This is a genomic window from Nocardia sp. TBRC8007, assembly GCF_056629435.1.
Map to the genome: position 1 here is coordinate 1 of NZ_JBWSOR010000011.1, position 20,379 is coordinate 20,379.

The 20,379-nt window shown below is 63.8% G+C and carries 13 protein-coding genes; 5 read left to right on the forward strand and 8 right to left on the reverse strand.

All coding sequences use genetic code 11. The features are described from left to right. The 3 genes from ACX4ZE_RS11870 to ACX4ZE_RS11880 form a co-directional block, all read left to right on the forward strand. Positions 1 to 7,261, forward strand: a 7,261-nt coding sequence (locus ACX4ZE_RS11870; protein ID WP_480273433.1) for an amino acid adenylation domain-containing protein, incomplete at its 5' end; no start/stop codon positions are given. Between the two features lie 994 nt (positions 7,262 to 8,255). Beyond that, the gene (locus ACX4ZE_RS11875) at positions 8,256 to 9,011 is read left to right on the forward strand and encodes a FadR/GntR family transcriptional regulator (protein ID WP_480273434.1); all 756 of its coding nucleotides are present in this window, start codon (positions 8,256 to 8,258) and stop codon (positions 9,009 to 9,011) included. Next, positions 9,008 to 9,736, forward strand: a complete 729-nt coding sequence (locus tag ACX4ZE_RS11880; protein ID WP_480273435.1) for a cache domain-containing protein — start codon at positions 9,008 to 9,010, stop codon at positions 9,734 to 9,736. Before ACX4ZE_RS11875 ends, ACX4ZE_RS11880 begins: the two co-directional genes overlap by 4 nt. A gap of 115 nt (positions 9,737 to 9,851) precedes the next feature. On the opposite strand, the gene ACX4ZE_RS11885 is transcribed toward ACX4ZE_RS11880, so the two are convergent. From ACX4ZE_RS11885 to ACX4ZE_RS11905, 5 genes are all read right to left on the reverse strand, one after another. Further along, positions 9,852 to 10,382 (reverse strand): hypothetical protein, encoded by a 531-nt coding sequence (locus tag ACX4ZE_RS11885; protein ID WP_480273436.1) that lies wholly within the window; start codon positions 10,380 to 10,382, stop codon positions 9,852 to 9,854. Between the two features lie 123 nt (positions 10,383 to 10,505). After that, positions 10,506 to 10,835 (reverse strand): cupin domain-containing protein, encoded by a 330-nt coding sequence (locus ACX4ZE_RS11890; RefSeq protein WP_480273437.1) that lies wholly within the window; start codon positions 10,833 to 10,835, stop codon positions 10,506 to 10,508. Positions 10,836 to 11,173: 338 nt separating this feature from the next. Further along, the gene (ggt, locus tag ACX4ZE_RS11895) at positions 11,174 to 12,778 is read right to left on the reverse strand and encodes a gamma-glutamyltransferase (protein WP_480273438.1); all 1,605 of its coding nucleotides are present in this window, start codon (positions 12,776 to 12,778) and stop codon (positions 11,174 to 11,176) included. A 72-nt stretch (positions 12,779 to 12,850) separates the two neighbouring features. Continuing rightward, entirely contained in the window at positions 12,851 to 13,348 is a 498-nt protein-coding gene (locus ACX4ZE_RS11900) for a dihydrofolate reductase (protein WP_480273439.1), read from the reverse strand. Beyond that, entirely contained in the window at positions 13,345 to 14,172 is an 828-nt protein-coding gene (locus ACX4ZE_RS11905; protein ID WP_480273440.1) for a thymidylate synthase, read from the reverse strand. The genes ACX4ZE_RS11900 and ACX4ZE_RS11905 overlap by 4 nt, the downstream gene beginning before the upstream one ends. A 44-nt stretch (positions 14,173 to 14,216) precedes the next feature. Here ACX4ZE_RS11905 and cobF point away from each other — a divergent pair, with 44 nt between their 5' ends. Further along, positions 14,217 to 14,960, forward strand: coding sequence for a precorrin-6A synthase (deacetylating) (gene cobF, locus ACX4ZE_RS11910; protein ID WP_480273441.1), 744 nt, complete (start codon positions 14,217 to 14,219; stop codon positions 14,958 to 14,960). A 112-nt stretch (positions 14,961 to 15,072) separates the two neighbouring features. On the opposite strand, the gene ACX4ZE_RS11915 is transcribed toward cobF, so the two are convergent. Both ACX4ZE_RS11915 and pdxR read right to left on the reverse strand, forming a co-directional pair. Next, complete coding sequence (locus ACX4ZE_RS11915) at positions 15,073 to 16,587, reverse strand: carboxylesterase/lipase family protein (protein ID WP_480273442.1); 1,515 nt, start codon at positions 16,585 to 16,587, stop codon at positions 15,073 to 15,075. A gap of 328 nt (positions 16,588 to 16,915) precedes the next feature. Continuing rightward, the gene (gene pdxR / locus ACX4ZE_RS11920) at positions 16,916 to 18,289 is read right to left on the reverse strand and encodes a MocR-like pyridoxine biosynthesis transcription factor PdxR (protein WP_480273443.1); all 1,374 of its coding nucleotides are present in this window, start codon (positions 18,287 to 18,289) and stop codon (positions 16,916 to 16,918) included. An 81-nt stretch (positions 18,290 to 18,370) separates the two neighbouring features. Between pdxR and ACX4ZE_RS11925 the strand changes: the two genes are divergently transcribed. Continuing rightward, the gene (locus ACX4ZE_RS11925; RefSeq protein ID WP_480273444.1) at positions 18,371 to 19,063 is read left to right on the forward strand and encodes a pyridoxamine 5'-phosphate oxidase family protein; all 693 of its coding nucleotides are present in this window, start codon (positions 18,371 to 18,373) and stop codon (positions 19,061 to 19,063) included. A gap of 69 nt (positions 19,064 to 19,132) precedes the next feature. On the opposite strand, the gene ACX4ZE_RS11930 is transcribed toward ACX4ZE_RS11925, so the two are convergent. Next, a complete protein-coding gene (locus ACX4ZE_RS11930; protein ID WP_480273445.1) occupies positions 19,133 to 20,377 on the reverse strand; it encodes a hypothetical protein in 1,245 nt (414 codons plus the stop codon). Between the last annotated feature and the right edge of the window lie 2 nt (positions 20,378 to 20,379).

Sequence of the window (20,379 nt, forward strand, 5' to 3'; positions counted from 1 at the left end):
GGAGTTCGAGGTGCGGGCGTTTCGGGCGCCGTCGACGTTGGTCGAGCAGGTTGTGGCTGATGCTTTTGTTGAGGTGTTGGGGGTGGAGCGGGTCGGGTTGGATGATGATTTCTTCGATTTGGGTGGTAATTCGTTGTTGGCTACGCAGGTCGCTGCGCGGGTCGGTGCGGGGTTGGATGCGCGGGTCGCGGTGCGGGTGGTGTTCGAGGCGTCGACGGTGGTGGGGTTGGCTGCGCGGGTGCAGTCGCAGGTGGGGAGCGGTCGTCGTGGGTTGGTGGCGGGGCCGCGTCCGGAGCGGGTGCCGTTGTCGTTGGCGCAGCAGCGGATGTGGTTTTTGAATCAGTTCGATACGGCGTCGTCGGTGTATAACGTGCCGGTCGCGGTGCGGTTGACGGGTGTGTTGGATGTGGTGGCGTTGCAGGCGGCGGTGGTGGATGTGGTTGGTAGGCATGAGGTGTTGCGTACTGTTTATCCGCAGTCGGGTGGGGCGGCGTATCAGTTGGTGGTGTCGGTGGAGCGGGCGGTGCCGGATCTGACTCCGCGGCCGGTGACGGCCGGGCAGTTGCGGGAGCGGATCGTCGAGGTGGTTTCGGCTGGGTTCGATGTGACTGTCGAGGTCCCGTTGCGGGCTGTGTTGTTTGTGGTGGGGGAGGGGGAGTACGTCCTGGTGTTCGTGGCGCATCACATCAGTGCGGATGGTTGGTCGATGGGGCCGTTGACTCGGGATGTGATGGTGGCGTACGCGGCACGATCGATGGGGCAGGCACCGGGATGGGCGCCGTTGCCGGTGCAGTACGCCGATTACGCGGTATGGCAGCGAGCGGTACTCGGTGCCGAAACCGATCCCGACAGTGTGCTCTCTCAGCAGGTCGGGTATTGGCGTGCGGCGTTGGCTGGGTTGCCGGATGAGTTGAATTTGCCTGCTGATCGGCCGCGTCCAGTATCGCAGTCGTTCGCGGGTGGGCGTGTGGCATTCCCGATCGAGGCCGAGGTGCATGCGGCGTTGGTCGGGTTGGCCAAGCAGTACAACGCGACGTTGTTCATGGTGGTGCATACCGCGTTGGCGGTGTTTTTGGCGCGGATGTCGGGCACCGACGATATCGCGATCGGTACGCCGGTGGCCGGGCGTGGGGAGGCCGAGCTCGATGACGTGATCGGCATGTTCGTCAATATGTTGGTGTTGCGGTTGCGGGTGGATGGGGGTGCGTCGTTTACGGAGTTGCTGGCCGGGGCCAAGGATGTTGATCTGCGTGCGTTCGCGCATGCGGATGTGCCGTTCGAGCGGTTGGTGGAGGTGCTGGATCTGGAGCGTTCCACTGCGCGGCATCCGTTGTTCCAGGTGGCGTTGTCGTTCGAGAATCTGCCGGAGACTGGTTTCGAGTTGCCCGGGTTGCGGGTCGATGGGGTGGGTTTCGAGGTCGATACCGCGAAGTTCGATCTATCGCTGACCGTGCGTGAACTCGGTGGTGACCCGGCGGTGGATCCGGGTGCGGGGGGGATGTATGCGGAGTTCTCCTTCGCGCGGGATTTGTTCGACGAGGACACGGTGCGGGTGTTCGCTGAGCGGTTCACTCGGTTGTTGACCGCGGTCGTGGCTGATCCGGCGATGCCGGTGGGGGATCTGCTGTTGCTGGATGCGGTCGAGTATCAGCAGTTGACTCATGTGCATGGTGAGCAGGTGATGGCCACTGGTTTGTTGCCGGATTTGTTGCGGCGTGGTGTGGGTGTGGATCCGCAGCAGGTCGCGGTGCGTTATGCGGGCAGGTCGATCACCTATCGAGAGTTGGATGAATATTCCTCGCGGTTGGCGCGGGTGCTCATCGCGCGTGGGGTGGGGCCGGAACGGGTTGTGGCGTTGGCGTTGCCGCGTTCGTATGAGACGGTCGCTGCGTTCTGGGCGGTGGCGAAGGCCGGTGGTGCGCATGTGCCGGTCGACCCGACCTACCCGTTGGACCGGATCCGTCACATGGTCACCGATTCAGGGGCGATGCTCGGTATCACCGCCGGGCAGTACACCGACCGGTTGCCCAGCGAGGTCGAGTGGTTGCGTATCGACGCGGTCGGGTTCGCCGAACAGGTCGCGGACCAGTCCGCCGCGCCGGTCACCGACGCCGACCGGGTTACCGCGCTGTGTATGCGGCATCCGGCGTACATGATCTACACCTCCGGGTCGACCGGTCTGCCCAAGGGGGTCACTGTCACCCACGCCGGTATGGGTGGACTGCTCGGTGTAGCCACCGATCTGTATCAACTGCGGCCGCAGCACCGGTTCCTGCACATCTGTTCTCCCAGCTTCGATCCGTCGGTGCTGGAATGGCTGTGCACCGCCTACACCGGTGCGACGTTGGTGATCGTGCCCGCGAGCGTTATCGGTGGCCCGGAACTGGCGCAGCTGTTGCACAGCGAGGCGGTGACCCACACGATCATCACTCCCGCGGTGTTGGGCACGGTCGATCCCGACGGGCTGGCGGCGTTGGAGGTGGTGTCGGTCGGTGGCGATGTCACCACCCAGGAACTGCTGGCCAGATGGGCGCCCGGCCGCACCTACTTCAACGGATACGGTCCCACCGAGACCACCATCATCTCTTCCTACGCCCACCTGACTCCCGGCAGACAGATCACCATCGGGCGTCCGGTCCGCGGAATGACCGCATTGGTGCTGGATCAACGACTCAATCCGGTACCTCCGGGGGTGGCAGGCGAGTTGTACCTGGCCGGTGGCGCACTCGCCCGCGGCTACCACAACCGACCCGACCTGACCGCCGACCGGTTCGTCGCCAACCCCTGGAGCAATGAAGGCGCCCGCATGTACCGCACCGGCGACATCGTGCGCTGGTACGCCGAACCCAGCGAACGGGCAGAAGCCACCATGGAGTCGCCGCGCTGGGAGTTGGACTATGTCGGGCGTGCGGACTTCCAAGTCAAGATCCGCGGGTTCCGGGTCGAACTCGGCGAAATCGATGCGGTGCTTGCCCGCCATGACGACATCGACTACGCCATCACCCTCGGCCACCGAACCGAAGCAGGCGCGACGATCCTGGTGTCCTACCTGCTGCCCACACCAGGCAGGCACATCGACACCGCACACATCACCGAGTACGCCGCCCGCGGCCTGCCACCACATATGGTGCCGACCGCCATCATGGTCATCGACAAGGTTCCGCTCACCCCCGTCGGGAAACTCGACCGCAAGGCACTACCCCGACCCCAACTGGCCCCCCGCGAATTCCGCGCCCCGGCCACCGAGATCGAAACCGCCCTCGCCGAAATATTCACCGAAGTACTCGGCACCGAACACATCGGCACCGACGACTCGTTCTTCGCCCTCGGCGGCGACAGCATCCTGTCGATCCAACTCGTCTCCCGCGCCAAAACACGAGGCATCCTCCTCACCCCACGAGATGTCTTCGAACGTAGAACTGTCGCCGCACTAGCAGAGATCGCCGTGCTCGGTGCCGACGACGCGAAGGTGACATTGCCCGAGTTGCCAGGTGGTGGCGTCGGTGAGATTCCGCTGACTCCGATCCTGCGGCAGATCCTTGATGGCGGCTCCACCTACCAGCGTTTCTCTCAGAGTATGGCGCTGCGGTTGCCGGAGAACATCGACCGGGAAACCCTGGTCGCCACGATCGTGGCGGTATTCGGCCACCACGACGTGCTTCGTTCGCGCCTGCGCCGTACCGACGCCGATTGGGCGTTCGAGGCACTGCCACATGCCGAGGTCGACGCACATGCCGAGGTCGACGTCGACGCCTTAGTGCACCGGATCGAGTTGGCTGCCGACACCGATGATGCGGAGCTGACCGAGGTCGCCACCGAGGCGATGGACGCGGCGCTGGGCCGGCTCGATCCGGCGAACGCCGTCATGGCGCAGTTCGTCTGGTTCGCCTTCGGCACGACGCAGGCGAACCAGGAAACGGCGGCCGTCGCAGGGCAGCGCGGCCCGCGGCGCGATGTGTTGATGATTGTCGCGCACCACTTCGTGGTCGATGGCGTGTCCTGGCGCATCTTGATCCCTGATCTCGCGCTCGCCTGGTCGCAGTTGGTCGCCGGTCAGCCGGTGGCATTGCCCGCGGTCGGTACTTCGATGCGACGCTGGGCGCACAGCCTGGTCGAAGCGGCGCGCGCACCGGAACGGGTCGCGGAGCTGCCGTTCTGGCAGAAAGTTTTGGCTACATCGGACCCGCTGCTCGGCGCACGGGCATTCGATCCGAAGGTCGACACTTTCGCGACTGTCGAGCGAGTCGAGGTCACGGTGCCCGCCGAGGTCACCGACGCGGTGCTCACCGCCGTCCCTACGCGTTACCGCGGCGGAGTGAACGATGGATTGCTGTCCGCGCTGGCGCTGGCAGTTGTCCGCTGGCGTGGTGAAAACTCGGTGTCGGGCAGGCAGACGGCAGCGCACGGCACCACGAATATCGCAGATGATCAGCGGGCGGTATTGGTCAAGCTGGAAGGCCACGGCCGAGAAGAGGACGTGGTACCCGGCGCGGACCTGTCGCGCACCGTGGGCTGGTTCACCACTGCTTACCCGGTTCGGCTCGAGCTGACCGATGTGGACCTGGTGGACGCTTTCGCAGGCGGCACCGCGCTGGGCGAGATCGTGAAAACGGTCAAGGAGCAGTTGCTCGCGGTACCGGACAAGGGCCTCGGATACGGGCTGCTGCGGCAGCTGAACCCGGAGACCGCGGCAACCCTTGCCGGTTCGGGTGCGGATACTGCCCAGATCAGCTTCAACTACCTGGGCCGGGTGTCGGCAGGAGAGATTCCGGAGCAGCTCTCCGAGATCGGCTGGGTACCGGTGACCGACCTCGGCACGTTGGATGTCGATATGGACCTCGACATGCCGGCCAACGCGACGATCGACATCAACGCGATCGTCTCAGAGGGCGCGGAGGGACCGCAGCTGGGCGCGTCGTTCGCCTTCCCAGTGGGCCTGTTGACCAAGGAACAGGTTCAGGAGTTCGCCGATCTCTGGGTCGAGGCGCTCGCCGCACTGGCCGTGCACGTACGGCGGCCGGACGCGGGTGGTTTCACCCCGTCGGACCTGCCGTTGGTCCAAGTGCGCCAGCGCGACATCACGCAGTGGGAACGCACCTATCCGGCGCTTGCCGAGGTGTGGCCGCTCTCGCCGCTGCAGTCGGGTCTGCTGTTCCACGCATTGCTGACCCAGTCGACCGTGGACGTGTACACGATGCAGGCCGTGTTGGATCTGGATGGCACGCTGGAGGTGGCTCGGCTGCGGTCGGCGGCGCAGGGCATCCTCGACCGGTACCCGAACTTGCGTACTGCGTTCGTCGCCGACTCCGAGGGGCAAGCCGTGCAAGTGGTGCTGGATCGGGTCGAAGTGCCGTGGCACGAAGTCGACCTCACTGACCTGCCTGCCGAGCAGCGGACCGAGGAACTGCGCAAGCGAGTCGCAGCCGACCAGGCGACACATTTCGACATGTCCACCCCACCATTGCTGCGGTTCACACTGTTCCGCAGCGGTGTGGCGCAGTGGCATCTGGCCATTACGACCCACCACATCCTGCTGGATGGTTGGTCGATGCCGCTGCTCATGCGAGACCTGCTCGTACTGTACGCGGTACGTGGTGATCAGACTGCGCTGCCGCGGATGACTTCCTACCGTAACTTCTTGGGCTGGCTGGCCGGCCACGATCAGGATGCCTCCTTACGTGCGTGGTCGGCGGCGCTGGACGGTGTCACCGAACCCACGCAGCTGGCCGTACAGCCACGAACCGCGGAGAATTACCAGATCGGCAAGCTGATCACCGAGATCGACGCCGACCGCACTCGTCGACTCACCAGGCACGCTGCCGAACTCGGCGTCACGGTGAACACGATCGTGCAGGCGGCTTGGGGAATCCTGCTCGGCCGTATCACCGGCCGTGGCGATGTGGTGTTCGGGGCGACGGTGTCCGGCCGTCCGGCCGAGCTGCCTGGTGTCGAGTCGATGGTAGGGCTGTTCATCAATACGCTGCCAGTCCGACTGCGGATCGATGACCGCGAGAACATCGGAACATTGCTGCGACGGTTACAAAGCGACCAGGCAAGTCTGCTGGAGCATCACTATGTCGGGCTCACCGATATCCAGCGGGCTTGGCAATCGAATACCGGGGGCGGTCACTCCACAGGTGTTGTGCCCCTGTTCGACACATTGCTGGTGTTCGAGTCGTATCCGATCGACAAGGAAGCGATTTCGGCCGCCAGCTCGATCGACGGCATGTCGGTGACTGGTGTCGGCGTCAACGACGCCACGCATTATCCGATGACGTTGCTGGTGGCCGCGGAGACGAAGATCGAACTCACCCTGAAGTATCTGGATAGCCGGTTCACCGCGGAGGAGGTCGAGTCCCTCGCGCGGCGACTGGCGCGGGTGCTGGAGGCACTGTACGGCGATCCGGATGTCCTGGTCGGGGATATCGACATCCTGGATACAGAGGAGCGGGCTCGGCTGCTGGCCGAATCCGGGGTTGCCGTATCGGCCTCAGCGCCGGAGCTGGTCGGCCGGGTAGGTGCGCGCACAGTGGCCAAGGTGCTCGCCGAGGTCGTCGAGGAGGACCCGGAAGCGCTCGCTTTGCTGGCCGGAGACGAGGAGATCGCCTACCACGTATTGGATCGGCGGTCCGCGCAGTTGGCCAGGCTGCTGATCGAACGCGGTGCGGGACCGGGTGATGTTGTCGCGGTCGCGCTCGCGCGTTCGGTGGATCAGGTCGTCGCGGTGTGGGCGGTGCAGAAGGCCGGTGCGGCGTGCCTGCTCGCAGGCGGACTCACGGCGGATGAGCTGTCCGCCGCGCGGGCCACGTATGGGATCACGATGGCATCCAGAGCCGACAGCGAGATCCGCTGGGTAGCGCTCAGCGACCCGCAGGTGGAACAGGATCTGGCCACCACGCCGTCGCACCCGGTGTCCTACGCCGATCGGGTACGCCCGCTCGGCGAGACGCACCCGGCGTTCATCTTCGTCGCGGCGGGTGAGGTTGTCGTACTTTCCCAGACCGAGGCGCTCGACCAGTCCGAACGGGTATGCGAGGAGTACAAGATCGACTACGAGTCGACCACGTTCACCGCCGCCGGATCCGGCCGCGCGGCATTGCTGGAGTTCTTGGTCTCGGCCACCGCGGGCGCTGTCTCGGTTCTGCCGAGCGGTGATCTCGGCAGCGATCTGGTCGATGGCGAGGTGACCCACTGGTTCGTCGCGCCTGGTGACCCGACCGACGCGGTCGGTGCGCAGATCACGATCGTGATCGCGGAGTAGTAGCACGAGGGCATGCGGCCACAGGTCTGACCGCATGCCTTCTACCGGCGGGCCCGCATAGGGAGCCTTGTCGCGACGAGAGGCTCCTCAGTTTGTGTTGTTATCGGACTGTTACATTACGTGCGGAGAATTGCCCGGAGAAAGCCGATTCCGGAGTTATGCTGCTCGACCTTTGGGTGTTGGAGGCGGGATGAGTTTCGTCCAGAATTCATGACGGACCGCATCCCATAGCCTTTTCAGTTCCGGAAACAGTTCTCGCGCCTGTGCGAGATCCGGGTAGTCTCCGGGACCGAAGGATGCTACGGGAGAGGTATCGGATGCATTGTCCACAGTGACAATTGCGATCAGATGATGTTGATCCACGTGCCACGTCGCACGCAGTCCGTCGACCTCCGTCTGGTGCGTGTCACCCATTGCCGATACTCCATCGTCGTATCTCCATCCCGGCCATGCCCCATGCCGCGGCCATGGTCGAGTGGCTGTACTCGGTCATCTGTCATCGTCTCGTGGCTCGACATCGTCGCGAACATGTCCTCGTGGGTGCTCCCTAGAGCTGATCAGGTTCTTCGACCCGGAGAGTTCCCGCTTCGGTTGTGATGCGGCGACGCAGTGCTCGGAGACCAGCTTCCGTTGTTCTGAACATAAGACCAACTTCCGCTGTTCTGAACATAAGATATCAGATTTCATAGTTCAAGAATTACTTCCGTAATGATCCCGTTAAATTCAGTTTATCCGATCGTGTCGTGGTAGCTGTGGTTAGGCGAGACATAACCAGGCAAATCGCCGATCCGGCCGCTCTTGGGAGGGAAGTCGACGTTTGTGCACTGCGCTTACCGGTTATCACTAGATGGTTGCGAATGCAATGACCTGGCTCCGGGTTCCGGCTGGACTGCGAGTATTGTTCATATAAGTTCATAGTTCATAGTTCATAGTTGAAATCTTCATAATTGAATTCTTTATAGGCCAGAATTGGCGGCCCCACTTCCGAGGAGTCGTGTTGTCTCATCAGGAGAGCGTCGGATTGACCGCGCTCGGCGCGGTGTTGTCCCCTCTCGATGGGGGCGGTCCGAAAACCGAGGCCGTGGTGCAGAGACTGTCCGCGGCGATCAGCCTCGGTGTGATGGTCGACGGCCAGCAGTTGCCCAGCGAGAACGTTCTCGCTGATCAGCTGGGCGTCTCGACGATGACCCTGAGAGAAGGGCTGGCTGTGCTCCGACAGCAAGGAATCGTGCACACCAAACGTGGACGCGGCGGCGGCAGCTTTATCAGCGGTTCGGCGGGAGTGCTGGAGGGTACATCGCTATCTCGGTTGCGGCGAATGAGCATACGGCAGTTGCGCGATCTGGGGGATGAGTACTTCGCTGTTACCGGGGCAGCTGTTGTCTTCGCCGCGCGACGCGGGTTGCCGGAGGATGTACACTGGCTTCGTGCTCTGACCGATCGACTGAAGGAAAGTGTCGATCTCGCCTCGGCGCGTCGGGCTGACAGCCGCTTTCATATCGAAATGGCGGTGTGCGCACAGTCGACTCGACTGACTCGTGCCGAGGTGGGTTTGCAGATCGAACTCTCCACTCTGCTCTGGCTGCCGCAGCTGAGCCTGGTCCCGGCGTACGAAGCAACTGCTCATCGTGACCTGGTGGAAGCGATCGAACAGGAAGATGAGGTCCGGGCGCGGAAGCTGGCAGAATCACATATAGAGGCACGTATCCGACGCCTCGTCGCCCTACGTTTGGAGCTCCGCAATCGTTGAGGGACACTGACGATTTCTCCACTCCGATGATAATCGGAGCACTCGTCTCCTCAGTCACAGAATTGGCCGAGGAGGTATACCTTTCGCTGGCGAATATCGGGACCGAGTTGACGACTCTGTGGGATCGGCTCGCCGAGCGGTCGCAGTCCGCTCTTCGGTCGACCGATCTGGTACCTATACGCGAGATCATTGCTGTTGAGCTCGGACGGCATGAGAAGCTGTTCAACGGCGCGGGCGTATTCATGGCTCATGGGGTTCTGCGGGATTGTCTCCGGTGCGCGGAGTGGTGGCTTCCAGACGTGCGGAGCGGACTGCAACGTCTGCTGCTGGAATTGAACCCTGGCACTGAATACTTCTACGATTACGCCCGCAAGGCCTGGTTCGCGGTCCCGCGTGATCAGGGCCGTCGATGGGTACAGGGGCCGTATATCGATTACGCATGTACTGATGAGTACGTCTGCACGTTCACGATACCGGTTATGACCGGATCGGGAACTTTTCTCGGTATCGCAGGTGCCGATGTGCCGGTCACCGCGATCGAGGAAGCGTTACTTCCTCGATTCCAGGCATTTGGTCAGCGGGTGGTGCTGGTCAACAGCGAAGGCCGGGTCATCATAGGGACCGATCCCGAATTCACGACCGGATCCAAGACGAATCGGATGGACGGACCTGTTGCGGTGACGCGGTTGGAGACGGTGCCCTGGTCGCTGCACTCGCTGGGATAGACGGCAACTCACTGTGGTGGAAAATGCATGAGCACAGGGGGTGATCGCGTTCCTGGAGCGCTCGGCGTGATCGGTCGCTCGCGTGCACGGAGCGCGGGTAACGTGTCGACATACCTCACCGGGCAGGCGGTGCGATTTGCCAGTGTTCTTGTAGCGCGCTCGCGATCTGCGGGAGCACGGTCACTGGAATCCGTTTACCGCGCAACATCGCCCGGATCTCTGCGATCTGATCGCGTTTGCGCAGATCATAGGCACCCGAGACCGGACGAACTACCGGTGGTATGGAGAGTAAGACCAGCTCGCCGTGTGTTTCGTCGCTACTGGACAGATCCAGTGCCAACGCCCAACGGGCGCGTTCGTCGAGGGTGAAGCGACCGGCTAGCACGCGATCCCAGGGGATGCTATCGACAGTCCATGGCGTACGCCGGTAGATAACTTGCTCGGTGAGCACCACCGCGTCCCTGGTGAACAGCGCGACCGACACCGCGACGCCGACTACCGCACCGGCCAGCAGTCCGGTGAACACTCGGTTCACTCCGAACGTGGCGACGAACGCGCCGCAAATCGTTACGGTCGCCAGAATGCCGAGCGCGCTGTAAAGCGCCGCGCGCGGTGTCGGCACCACGCCTGCCCGCACCGTTGTCATTCATCTACCTGCCTCTGGTGCTTTACTCCAGTACGTTACCGTCCTGGAGTAGAAACACCCCATGGCGTTTCTCTCCGGCAGCAGCGTGATCGTCTTATCGGAAGCCCACAGAGACGCTGCCTGTCAGTACTTGACTACGGTCAGCAGGAACGCGACATCATCGAGCGCTTCGACACTGTGGCGGGCCCTGGGCAGCACGAGCAGGTCGCCCGCCGACCCCTTCCATTCGTTGACGCCGCTGATCAGCGTCAGTGTGCCGCTGAGTACCAGCAGGGTGGCCTCGCCCGCATTGTCGTGCTCGGCGAGACTCTGTCCAGCGATCAAGGCGACCACCGTTTGCCGTAGGGCATGGGTATGCCCGCCATGGATGGTTTGCGAACTACGCCCGCTTGTTGCGGTGGCGGCCAGTTTCAGCTGTTGGCGCGCGACCGCAGTCAGGGATTTCTTGTCCATGGGAGACCGCCTTTCGCAGATCACCGCAGCCTATGCCGACCTGATCGCGATGCACGAGGCGGGGATGGCAGAGGCTCGGCCATCGTGCGATGGCGAACATGCTCTAGACCGCCGCGGCGTGCGGTCGCACCAGTCGACCAAGTGTCGCGTTCCGCGGTCGGCGCAGTGCTGCACGACCCTACCTTTGCGCTAAGTGTACGCGGTCCGTGTTCGAACTATAGCTAGTGCGCAAGGAATCCACCTCTGCCCGGCGTACAGCGCACGCAGGTCGGGTCGATCCGGGCACAGTGTGGCGGACTGTAACGGCTCGACACAATGACAGCACCGAGATGGAATGCTCAGTAGGCGAGGGCGCATCCGTCTTTGCGTGGGTCCGAGCCGGCTTGCAGTACCCCACTGCCGCGGTCGATCAGGATGGCTTGGCCGCCTCCGTGTGGCATCTGTGCCCGCTCGACTCGGTGCCCAAGATCGGCCAGACCTGCCAGTACATCCTCGCGTATACCGCGCTCGGCTTCGAAATGGCCTGAGATGTGGAAGCCACGTGCGCAGTCGAGGGCTTCTTGCACGTTCATCCCGAAGTCGAGGATATTGGTCAGTACGTGGGTTTGGCCGACCGGCTGGAATGCGCCGCCCACGACGCCGTACGACAGCCATGGTGCGCCGTCTTTCAATACCATGGCCGGGATGATGGTGTGCAGCGGCCGTTTGAATGGTTCGACGCAGTTCCTGTGGCCGGGCTCGATCTTGAAGCCGCAGCCACGATTGTGCAGCAGCACACCGGTCTCAGGGCTGCACAAGCAGGTTCCGTATGGCCAGAACAGTGAGTTGACGAAGGAACACGCGTTACCCTCGGTATCGACCACGGTCAGATACACCGTGTCGCGACCAGTTGTGCTTCGCGCCGGATATGGCATGCGCAGCGTTTTCTTCATCTCGATTCGGGACCGCAGCTCGTCGGCGAAGCCCATCGACAGAAGTTTCTGGATCGGCACCTCGCTGAAGGCAGGATCGGCGACGAAGGTGTCGCGTGCGTGAAAGGCGAGGCGTGTGGCCTCGGCCTCGAGATGGAATCGCTCGACTCCGACTGGATCGTATCTGGTCAGATCGAACCCGCTCAGAATGTTGAGCATCAGCAGTGTGGTGATGCCGGCGCCGCTGGGGGGGATCTCGAATAGCTCGACCCCCCGATAGGTGGACGAGATCGGATCCACCCAGAAGGCTTCCTGGGTGGCGAAGTCTTCCAGCGTATGGGTGCCTCCGATGCTGCGCAGGTAATCGACGATATCTTCGGCTACCCAACCGGTGTAGAAGCCATCACGGCCTCTGGTCGCGATCTGGCGAAGCACCTTCGCGTATTCGGGTTGCCGGAAGAGCTCCCCGTATCGGGGTGCCGCGCCGCGGACCAACCACATGCGGGCAGTATTCGGATCGCCCTGTAGTGCCGCCGCGTTACAGTGCCAGTCGAAGGCGACTCGCTCAGTGACGGGGAAGCCCTGCTCGGCGTAGTCGATGGCCGGTCGCAGCAGTTCGCCCAGCGGCAGAGTGCCGAAACGTTGGTTCAGCTTGCTCCAGGAGTCGACCGCTCCGGGAATGGTGACGGCATGGGGTGAGGTGCGCGCGATTTTCCTGATGCCTTGGCGTAACAGGAAGTCGACGTCAAGTCCGCTCGGTGCACGACCAGAACCGTTCAGGCCGTATACCTTGCGGCCCTCGGCAGTATCGGCTCCGGATGGGGCGTAGAGAACGAAGTTGTCGCCGCCGATACCGGTGGAACCCGGCTCGACCACACATTGCACCGCGCATGCGGCGATCGCGGCGTCGGCCGCGTTGCCACCACGGCCCAAGATATCGATAGCGGTGACAGTGGCGAGGCCGTGCGATGTGGCGGCGGCTCCATGGCGCCCCAGCGCGACCGAACGACCGGGCAGTTGGAAATCACGCATGGTGATCCGTTCGTATTCCGGCGCGCACCGTCTGGTGCCGCGTATCGACGATCGATCTCGAGACCATCGCCACTAGAATCGCGCTCGGCGGTAACGCCGAATACGGAAGCGCAGTCCAGTAGTCGACGTGCGCCAAGGCTCCGGGGCATCGGGGTCCCATTCCGGTCCGATCGGTGGGGCAAAGGCATCGCCTTCGATCGTGGCATCGATCTCGGTGACGCACAGGTCGGTCGCGGAATTCAGAGCGGTGCGATAGATTTGACCACCACCAGCCACCCAGACGGTATCCGGGGAGCACCGGTCGAGCGCTTCCGGCACTGAACCGGCACGCTCGGCGCCGTCGGCAGACCAGCCGGGTTGTCCGGTCACTACGATATTGCGTCGACCGGCCAGTGGCCGGAATCTCGGCGGCAGCGAATCCCAGGTCCGCCTGCCCATCACCACGGGATGGCCCCAGGTGACGTCCTTGAAATGCTGCATGTCCTCGGGTAGCCGCCACGGGATGGCATTGCCGAACCCGATCACTCCATTCAGGGTTTGCGCCCAGATCAGCCCGATGGTGCGGCTCATACTGCCACCGGGGCCTTGATAGCCGGGTGGTGCCGGTAGCCGACCACTTCCACGTCCGGGTAGTGGTAGTCGAATAGGGTCGGCGCTGACCGCAGACGCAGTGCCGGAAACGGGTAGGGGTCGCGGGTCAGTTGCTCGGTGACCTGGTCGAGGTGATTATCGTATATATGGCAGTCGCCACCGGTCCAGACGAAATCGCCGGGTGCGAGTCCAGCTTGCTGGGCGACCATGTGGGTCAGCAGCGCATAGCTGGCGATATTGAATGGCAAACCGAGGAACAGATCGGCGCTGCGTTGGTAGAGCTGACAGGACAGGGTGCCATCGGCCACATAGAACTGGAAGAACGCATGGCAGGGGGCGAGCGCCATTTTGTCCAACTCGGCCACATTCCAGGCGGATACGATCATACGGCGGGAATCCGGATCGGTGCGCAGCGTCTGCAAGACTTGGGTGATCTGATCGATATAGGTACCGTTCGGTGTCGGCCATGACCGCCACTGCACGCCGTAGACCGGTCCGAGCTCGCCATCGGTATCTGCCCATTCGTCCCAGATGGTGACGCCGTGCTCGCGGAGCCAGCCGATATTGGAGTCGCCGCGCAGAAACCACAGCAACTCGTAGACGATCGACTTCAGATGGACCTTTTTAGTGGTGATCAGTGGAAAGCCGGCCGAGAGGTCGTAACGCAACTGATGACCGAAGATGCTCCGAGTCCCGGTCCCGGTGCGATCGGCTTTGCGCGTGCCGGATGCCAGCACCAGCCGCAGCAGGTCCTCGTACTGAGTATCGGATGGGCAAGCCGTTTCGTGCGGGTCATAGGCCACGCCTGACAACTCTAGTCGTGCGCCGACCTGGCAAGCTCGGCTCCATGCGCAAGCTCTATGTCATCGGGATCGGCGCCGGTGATCCGGATCAGGTCACTGTACAGGCGCTCAAGGCCATGCGGCAGGTGGACACGTTCTTCGTTATCGGCAAGGGCGAGGCCACACGGGAGCTGGTCGATGTGCGGACCGCGATTCTGGACGCACACCTGGACCGGTCGTACCGGATGGTGCCGATCGCCGATCCCCCGCGTGATCGGGCGCCCGCCGACTATCTGGATGTCGTCGAGAACTGGCACGATCGCAGGTCGGCATTGCTGGAATCGGCCTTTGCCGAAGTCGACGGGGTCGGGGGCATTCTGGTTTGGGGCGACCCCGCGCTGTATGACAGCACGCTGCGGATGATCGAGCGGGTGCTCGATCGCGGTGTAGTGAGCTTCGACCACGAGGTGATTCCTGGCATCACCAGCGCGCAGGCCCTGGCCGCGCGGCATCGCATCATACTGCACGGAATCGGGGAACCGATGTGGATCACCACTGGTCGTCGCTTGCGCCAGGAGGGACTCGGTGCCGAGAACGCGTTGGTGATGCTGGATGGCGACTGTTCGTTCAGCACGCTTCCCGATGACGATGTGTACATCTGGTGGGGTGCCTATCTCGGCATGCCGGACGAGACACTGATCGAAGGACCACTGCCTGCGGTAGGTGACGAGATAGTCCGCTGTCGTACTGAGTTGCGTGCGCGCAAGGGCTGGATCATGGACATCTATCTCTTGCGCCGTGGTGTATGAGCCGCTTTGCCCGGGACGAACTGGCAGGTTATCGGTGCCGCTGTTCGGTCGAGGTCGGTATCAGAGAGCGTGATCGAGACCGTCCAACCTCGGGTAGCCGTGTCGTCCGGCGCTAACAGACCAATGTGGGTACCCGGACACCTTGCCAGGCAAGCCTTTTCGCTTGATCCGGATCGTGTTCCACACGAAGGGGGAGGTCGATGATCAAGGTGGATTTCCTGGCTTCGGTATAGGCGGGCCAAGAGGGCAGCGGAGCACCGGTGCGGGCGAAGGCGAGCCAGTTGTCCTGGAACTGGTCGGTGACCACCCGCAGCCCTCGTCGACCACCCGCTGCGGTGAGTGCTCGGCCGAACAAGGAGCCGTCGACGCCGAACACCGGGATGAGGTCGCTCGCGTGCGTGGCGCCGAGCCCGGCCATACGCAAGGTCCGTGGGGCGAAGTCGTACCGGTAGGCGTAAGTCGGTGCGTGTCGACTGTGGCCTTCCATGATAGTCAGCGAAGGTCGCCAGAAGGTGAAGTCGCCGCCCGCGCGTATCGCGGCCTTCGCGTGCGGGTAGCCGGGGTAGACCCCGGCGATGCGCGATTCGGCGGCCGCGCCGGAGCGAGCGAGGGCTGCGCGGAGCCGGTCCGGTGTGGTGGGTAGCCAATCGCCGGGTTTGGCGAACAGTGTGCCTTCGTCTCGGTTCGTTCCGATGATCAGTGGCACCCGGTGCGCTGAGCCCTCGACGATCGCGTCGATAGGAGCGCGTGGCAGGAACTCGCCATCCGTGACCGGACAGGCCGGGAATACGCCCGGCTGTCCACGCACCACCTGGTTTATGGTGCGATCGCCTGCACGGCGGATGTCGTTGGCAGGCGCGGTGCGCAATATGGCGTGGGCCGTGTCCGGCGTGGCGCCCAGAGCCGCGATACAGCGGCGAGCGAAGGCGCGGGCCTCCTCTCTGGTCATTGCCCAGTCGGCAGGCGCGCTCTGGGCGATGGCTCGGCGGAACAGGCCTTTTGCGGCTGGAGTCGCCAGCAGGCTGAGCACGGCGTGTGCCCCGGCCGACTCACCGAAGACCGTCACATTGTCCGGGTCGCCACTGAAGGCCGCGATATTGGCGTGTATCCACTGCAGCGCGGCAACCTGGTCACGCAGGCCCAGATTGGAGTCGAACGGGTGGTCCGGTGTGCCGAATTCGCCGAAGTCGACATAGCCGAAGATACCCAGTCGGTAATTCAGAGACACCACGACTACATCGCCGCGCGCCGCCAGCCGCTCGCCCGAATACAGGGGCAGCGCGGAGGTGCCGATGCGATAGCCGCCGCCGTGGATGAAGACCAGCACCGGTCGTGGGTTCCTGGCAGGCATCGCAGGTGCGGTGATATTCAGTGTCAGCGCGTCTTCGCTGGTCGGTTGGTAGGCGCGTAGCCCGATCCGCGCACCGGTTCGGTGCTGCATCGCGGCGGAGGTGAACTCCGTAGCCTCTCTGATTCCGGACCATGGCCGGACCGGTTGCGGAGCGCGGAATCGTAATTCCCCTACCGGAGCAGCCGCATAGGGAATGGACCGCCAGCGAAGTACGCGGCGGCCACGGTGACCGCGGACGACTCCGCCGACGGTCGTGATCTCCGTTGTTGCCACCATCTGTCGATGGTATAGGAGTCTATCCCGGTCAGCGGATGCGCTGTGAAAGCTTTTGTGCAGCAATGAATAATCGACTATCGCGTGGTGTGGCGGCACCGCATGCCGTTAGGCCGGGGCACGATGTGGCAGTCACGTGGCCGATCTTCGTCTGGTCGGTTCTGTCTACGCTGGGTGCGTCCGTCGGTGGCCGCGCCCAGAGCAACCGAGGCTATCCGGCGCTTAGTGCAGGTAGCTCTCGACCTGTGCGACGGAGTTGGCTTGGACTCCGTCCGGGGACTGGCCCAGGTCGATGCGTGCCAAGATGTCTTGTTCGCTAATGCGGACTATGCTACAGGTCCGCTAGGCACTCGGCGGCGATCGGAACCGCGGTGACCAGGTCCGGCCAAGACAGTGCCGAGTATCCGAGTGCGATACCGAAGTGTTCGCGGTCCGGACAGCGATAATGTCTGGCCAAGTCGTCCAGTGCTATCCCGCGTTCCTGTCCGGCCGCGAGCGCCTTCCGCTCGGCCTCGGCTGAATCCATCGGGACCACGATATGTGAGCCTGCGTCGTCGCCGAGTACATCGAGGCCGCGGCGGTGCAGCTCGGTGATGGTCAGTGCGCGACGCGACGGCAAGGCGCGGCGCAATCTGCGCAGGTGCCTGGCCAGATCTCCGTGTGCGGCGAAGGCCGCGAGGACTCGCTGGCCGGCCGGGCTCGGGCAGGTGCCGGTGCGCTGCCGATGAGTGAGTATTGCCTCGGTGATCTCCGGCACGGCGAGCAGCCAGCCGACGCCCAGGCTCGGCGACAGGATCTTGCTCGTCGTGCCCAGATGGATGACGACATCAGGCGCCATGGTGGCAAGCAACGGCAGCGGTGCGGTGCCGTAGCGCAGTTCGCCGTCATAGTCATCTTCGATGATGAAGAACCCGGATCGTCGTGCGCGCTCGATCAGCTCGACCCTGCGGGACGCGGGCATCCGCGCACCGAGAGGAAATTGATGTGCTGGAGTGCAATACACCGCTTCGATCCCTGATGGAAGCAGGTCGTTGCGCAGCCCGTATTCATCCACCGGGACCGGTACGACCTCGACTCCTGCTGCCTCGAAGGCCCACGCGGCACGCTGGTAGCCGGGGTCTTCGATAGCGACGGCAGTACCGGGCCGCAGCAGGGCCGTGGCCAATTCTGTTACGGCGGAACTAGTTCCATTGGTGGCGAGCAATACACTGCCACTGTTGATGGTGATCCCGCGGTGGCGCAGCAGATGTTCCATGACCGCTGCGCGGAACCCAGGCTCCCCAGCGTGGTTCTTGCGTATCAGCGGAGCAGGGTCAGCGGCGGCTCGCCAGGCGCGGCGCCATGCGGCCGGATCTATGGTCTGAGTGCACGGGGCGCCAGGAGTGAGGTCGTAAAGCCGCGGTGCGGTGGCTGCGATAGGGAACGCGGTGGAATATACGGGCGGGACGACGATCGGTGCGGTGGTCAGGTAGGTGCCGGAGCCGCGTTTACCACTGATCCAGCCTTCGGCGTGCAGTTGGTCATAGGCGGCGACCACCACGGTGCGGCTCACACCGAGCTGAACGGCCAGTGCGCGGGTGGAAGGCAGCCGGTCGCCGGTATGGAGCGGTCCGGTGGTCGCGGCGTTCCGCAGCTGGTCGGCGATCTGTACCGCGAGGGGGTCCGGTGAATCGCGATCCAGCTCGAGCGGAAGCTCGTCCGGCACGGGTGCCTCCTCAAAGTGGACTGCTGAAACTCAGCTGAATTGGCACTGTGATAATGCCACCTGTGGCCGGAACCTGGGTATATGACCGGACCAGTCAGTTCACGGATTCCTCTCTCCCCGACAGCGCGCAGCACTCCGACCCGATTGCGGGATCGTGCGCGAACCGACCGTGCCGATTTGGACGCGGTGCTCGACGCCGCGTTGATCTGCCATCTGGGTGTATTGCTCGGCGACACGCCGGTCGTACTGCCGACCGTGTACGGGCGCGACGGTGACACGCTCTATGTCCACGGATCGACCGGCGCCGGGAACCTGCGTGCCGCGCTTGCCAGGGATATCTCGGTGGCCGTGACACTGGTCGACGGAGTGGTCTACGCGCGTTCGGCGATGCATTTCTCCATGAACTACCGCAGTGCGGTCGTGCTCGGTCGTGCGGTCGAGGTGACCGGCCACGCCGAGCGCGGGCATGGGCTGCGTGTGATCGTCGAACACACGGCTCCTGGCTCCTCGGTCCGGGTGCGACCACCGAACAAGAAAGAACTCGCCGCCACGGTAGTGCTCGCTGTCGATCTCACCGAAGCGTCGGTGAAGATCCGTACGGGTGGCCCCATGGACGACGAGGCCGATATCGAGACGGGAGGTGTGTGGGCCGGAGTGCTTCCGGTGCGCCAAGTGTGGGGCGCGCCGATCGACTCCGCCGACCTCGATCCTGGAATCGCGGTCCCTGCCGATGTGCTCCGGCGTACCGAACCGGGACGAGTCCCGGCGCGCTGAATACCGAGAGCGCCACTGAAGTTCACCTCCCTGGGTGCCGCGGAGGCCAGGTGCTCGACTGCGGCGGCCTCACCACGCGCGAGTGCGCAGACCGGTGGCCGCCGCTGTGCGCATCGCCAGCTCGCGGAGCGCGGCAGCGGACGTTACTCGCGTCGGGTCCAGGCTCACCAGACTCAGCACATAGTCGTCACCGGTGCGGCACAGATAGCCCGAGAGCCTGGTACGTGGCAGTTGTGCGCCGGACAGGCCGGGATGGATGGCGCGGGCGGCGATACCAGTGCAGCGGTGCGAGCCGAGTATGCGCACCGAAGCGGGCAGCGTTCCGATATTGGAGCACAGGATGTCTCGTTCACCCGCTCCCCTAGCCAGAGCGTATGCCCAGCGGTCCGGGATCAGGTGGAGCAGTTCTTCGGGCATGCCACCCGGTGCGGACATGCGGCGCGTGTAGGCCGTGCGGGCCAGGGCACGGATCGATGCGGGAGTGTCGACCCGGCTGATCGCGATCTGTGTCATAGCGAGGTCATTGTCGACCCGAGGCTCGTCGCGAGTATCGACCGGTAGACAGGCTTCTATCGTCTCGCCCGGAAATCCACTGTTCCACAGCATGGTTGCGACAAGCTGGATGAACACGCTGTTGACGGTGCCGCGGTGTCGTGCGGCAGCGCGATCCCACTCTGTGGCGGGGCATTGCAGAATCGCGCTGTGCGTCGTTGTCGAGCCGGTAGGCCGTGGTTCTTGCGTGCGGCCCGCTGCGCTGGGCAGCGGGGGTATCCCATGCCGCAGCGCGGCGGCGGTACCGCGCAGAACAATCGACCACTGGCGTCGCGCGTCGGACCAATCCGATTCTTGCGCAGTGGGGCTCGGCTGCGCTCTCCCGCTACCGGACAGCGCGTCGTCCACAGCGAGCACCAGCGCGCGTCCATCGGTAAGGGCATGGGAGCAGACAAGTGAAATGACTGATCCGCCATCGTCGAGCATCGCGGTCGAAAGCCGCCACCCTGGGCCGTATTCCGGATCGAGCCCCTCACCCTGGGCATCGGCCCAGTCGAGTAATCCAGCGGCCGGGAGAATATTCACGGCGTGGGCAATAGGATGCGCGCGGATGTTCGGTTGCCAGGCTCGTCGAGCTCCCGGTACTCGCGGCGGTACTACTCTGCGTCCCAATGGCCCGCGGCGTAGGGCGTCGTGCACTCGTACCAGCAGCGCGGGATCGACTCGATCGGTTGTCCGCCATAGGCCCTGCAACGCGATCGGGGTGCCCAGCCCGCGGTGGGTGCGCAGAAAGATCTCGTCGAGGACGTTCAGACGGGCCATCG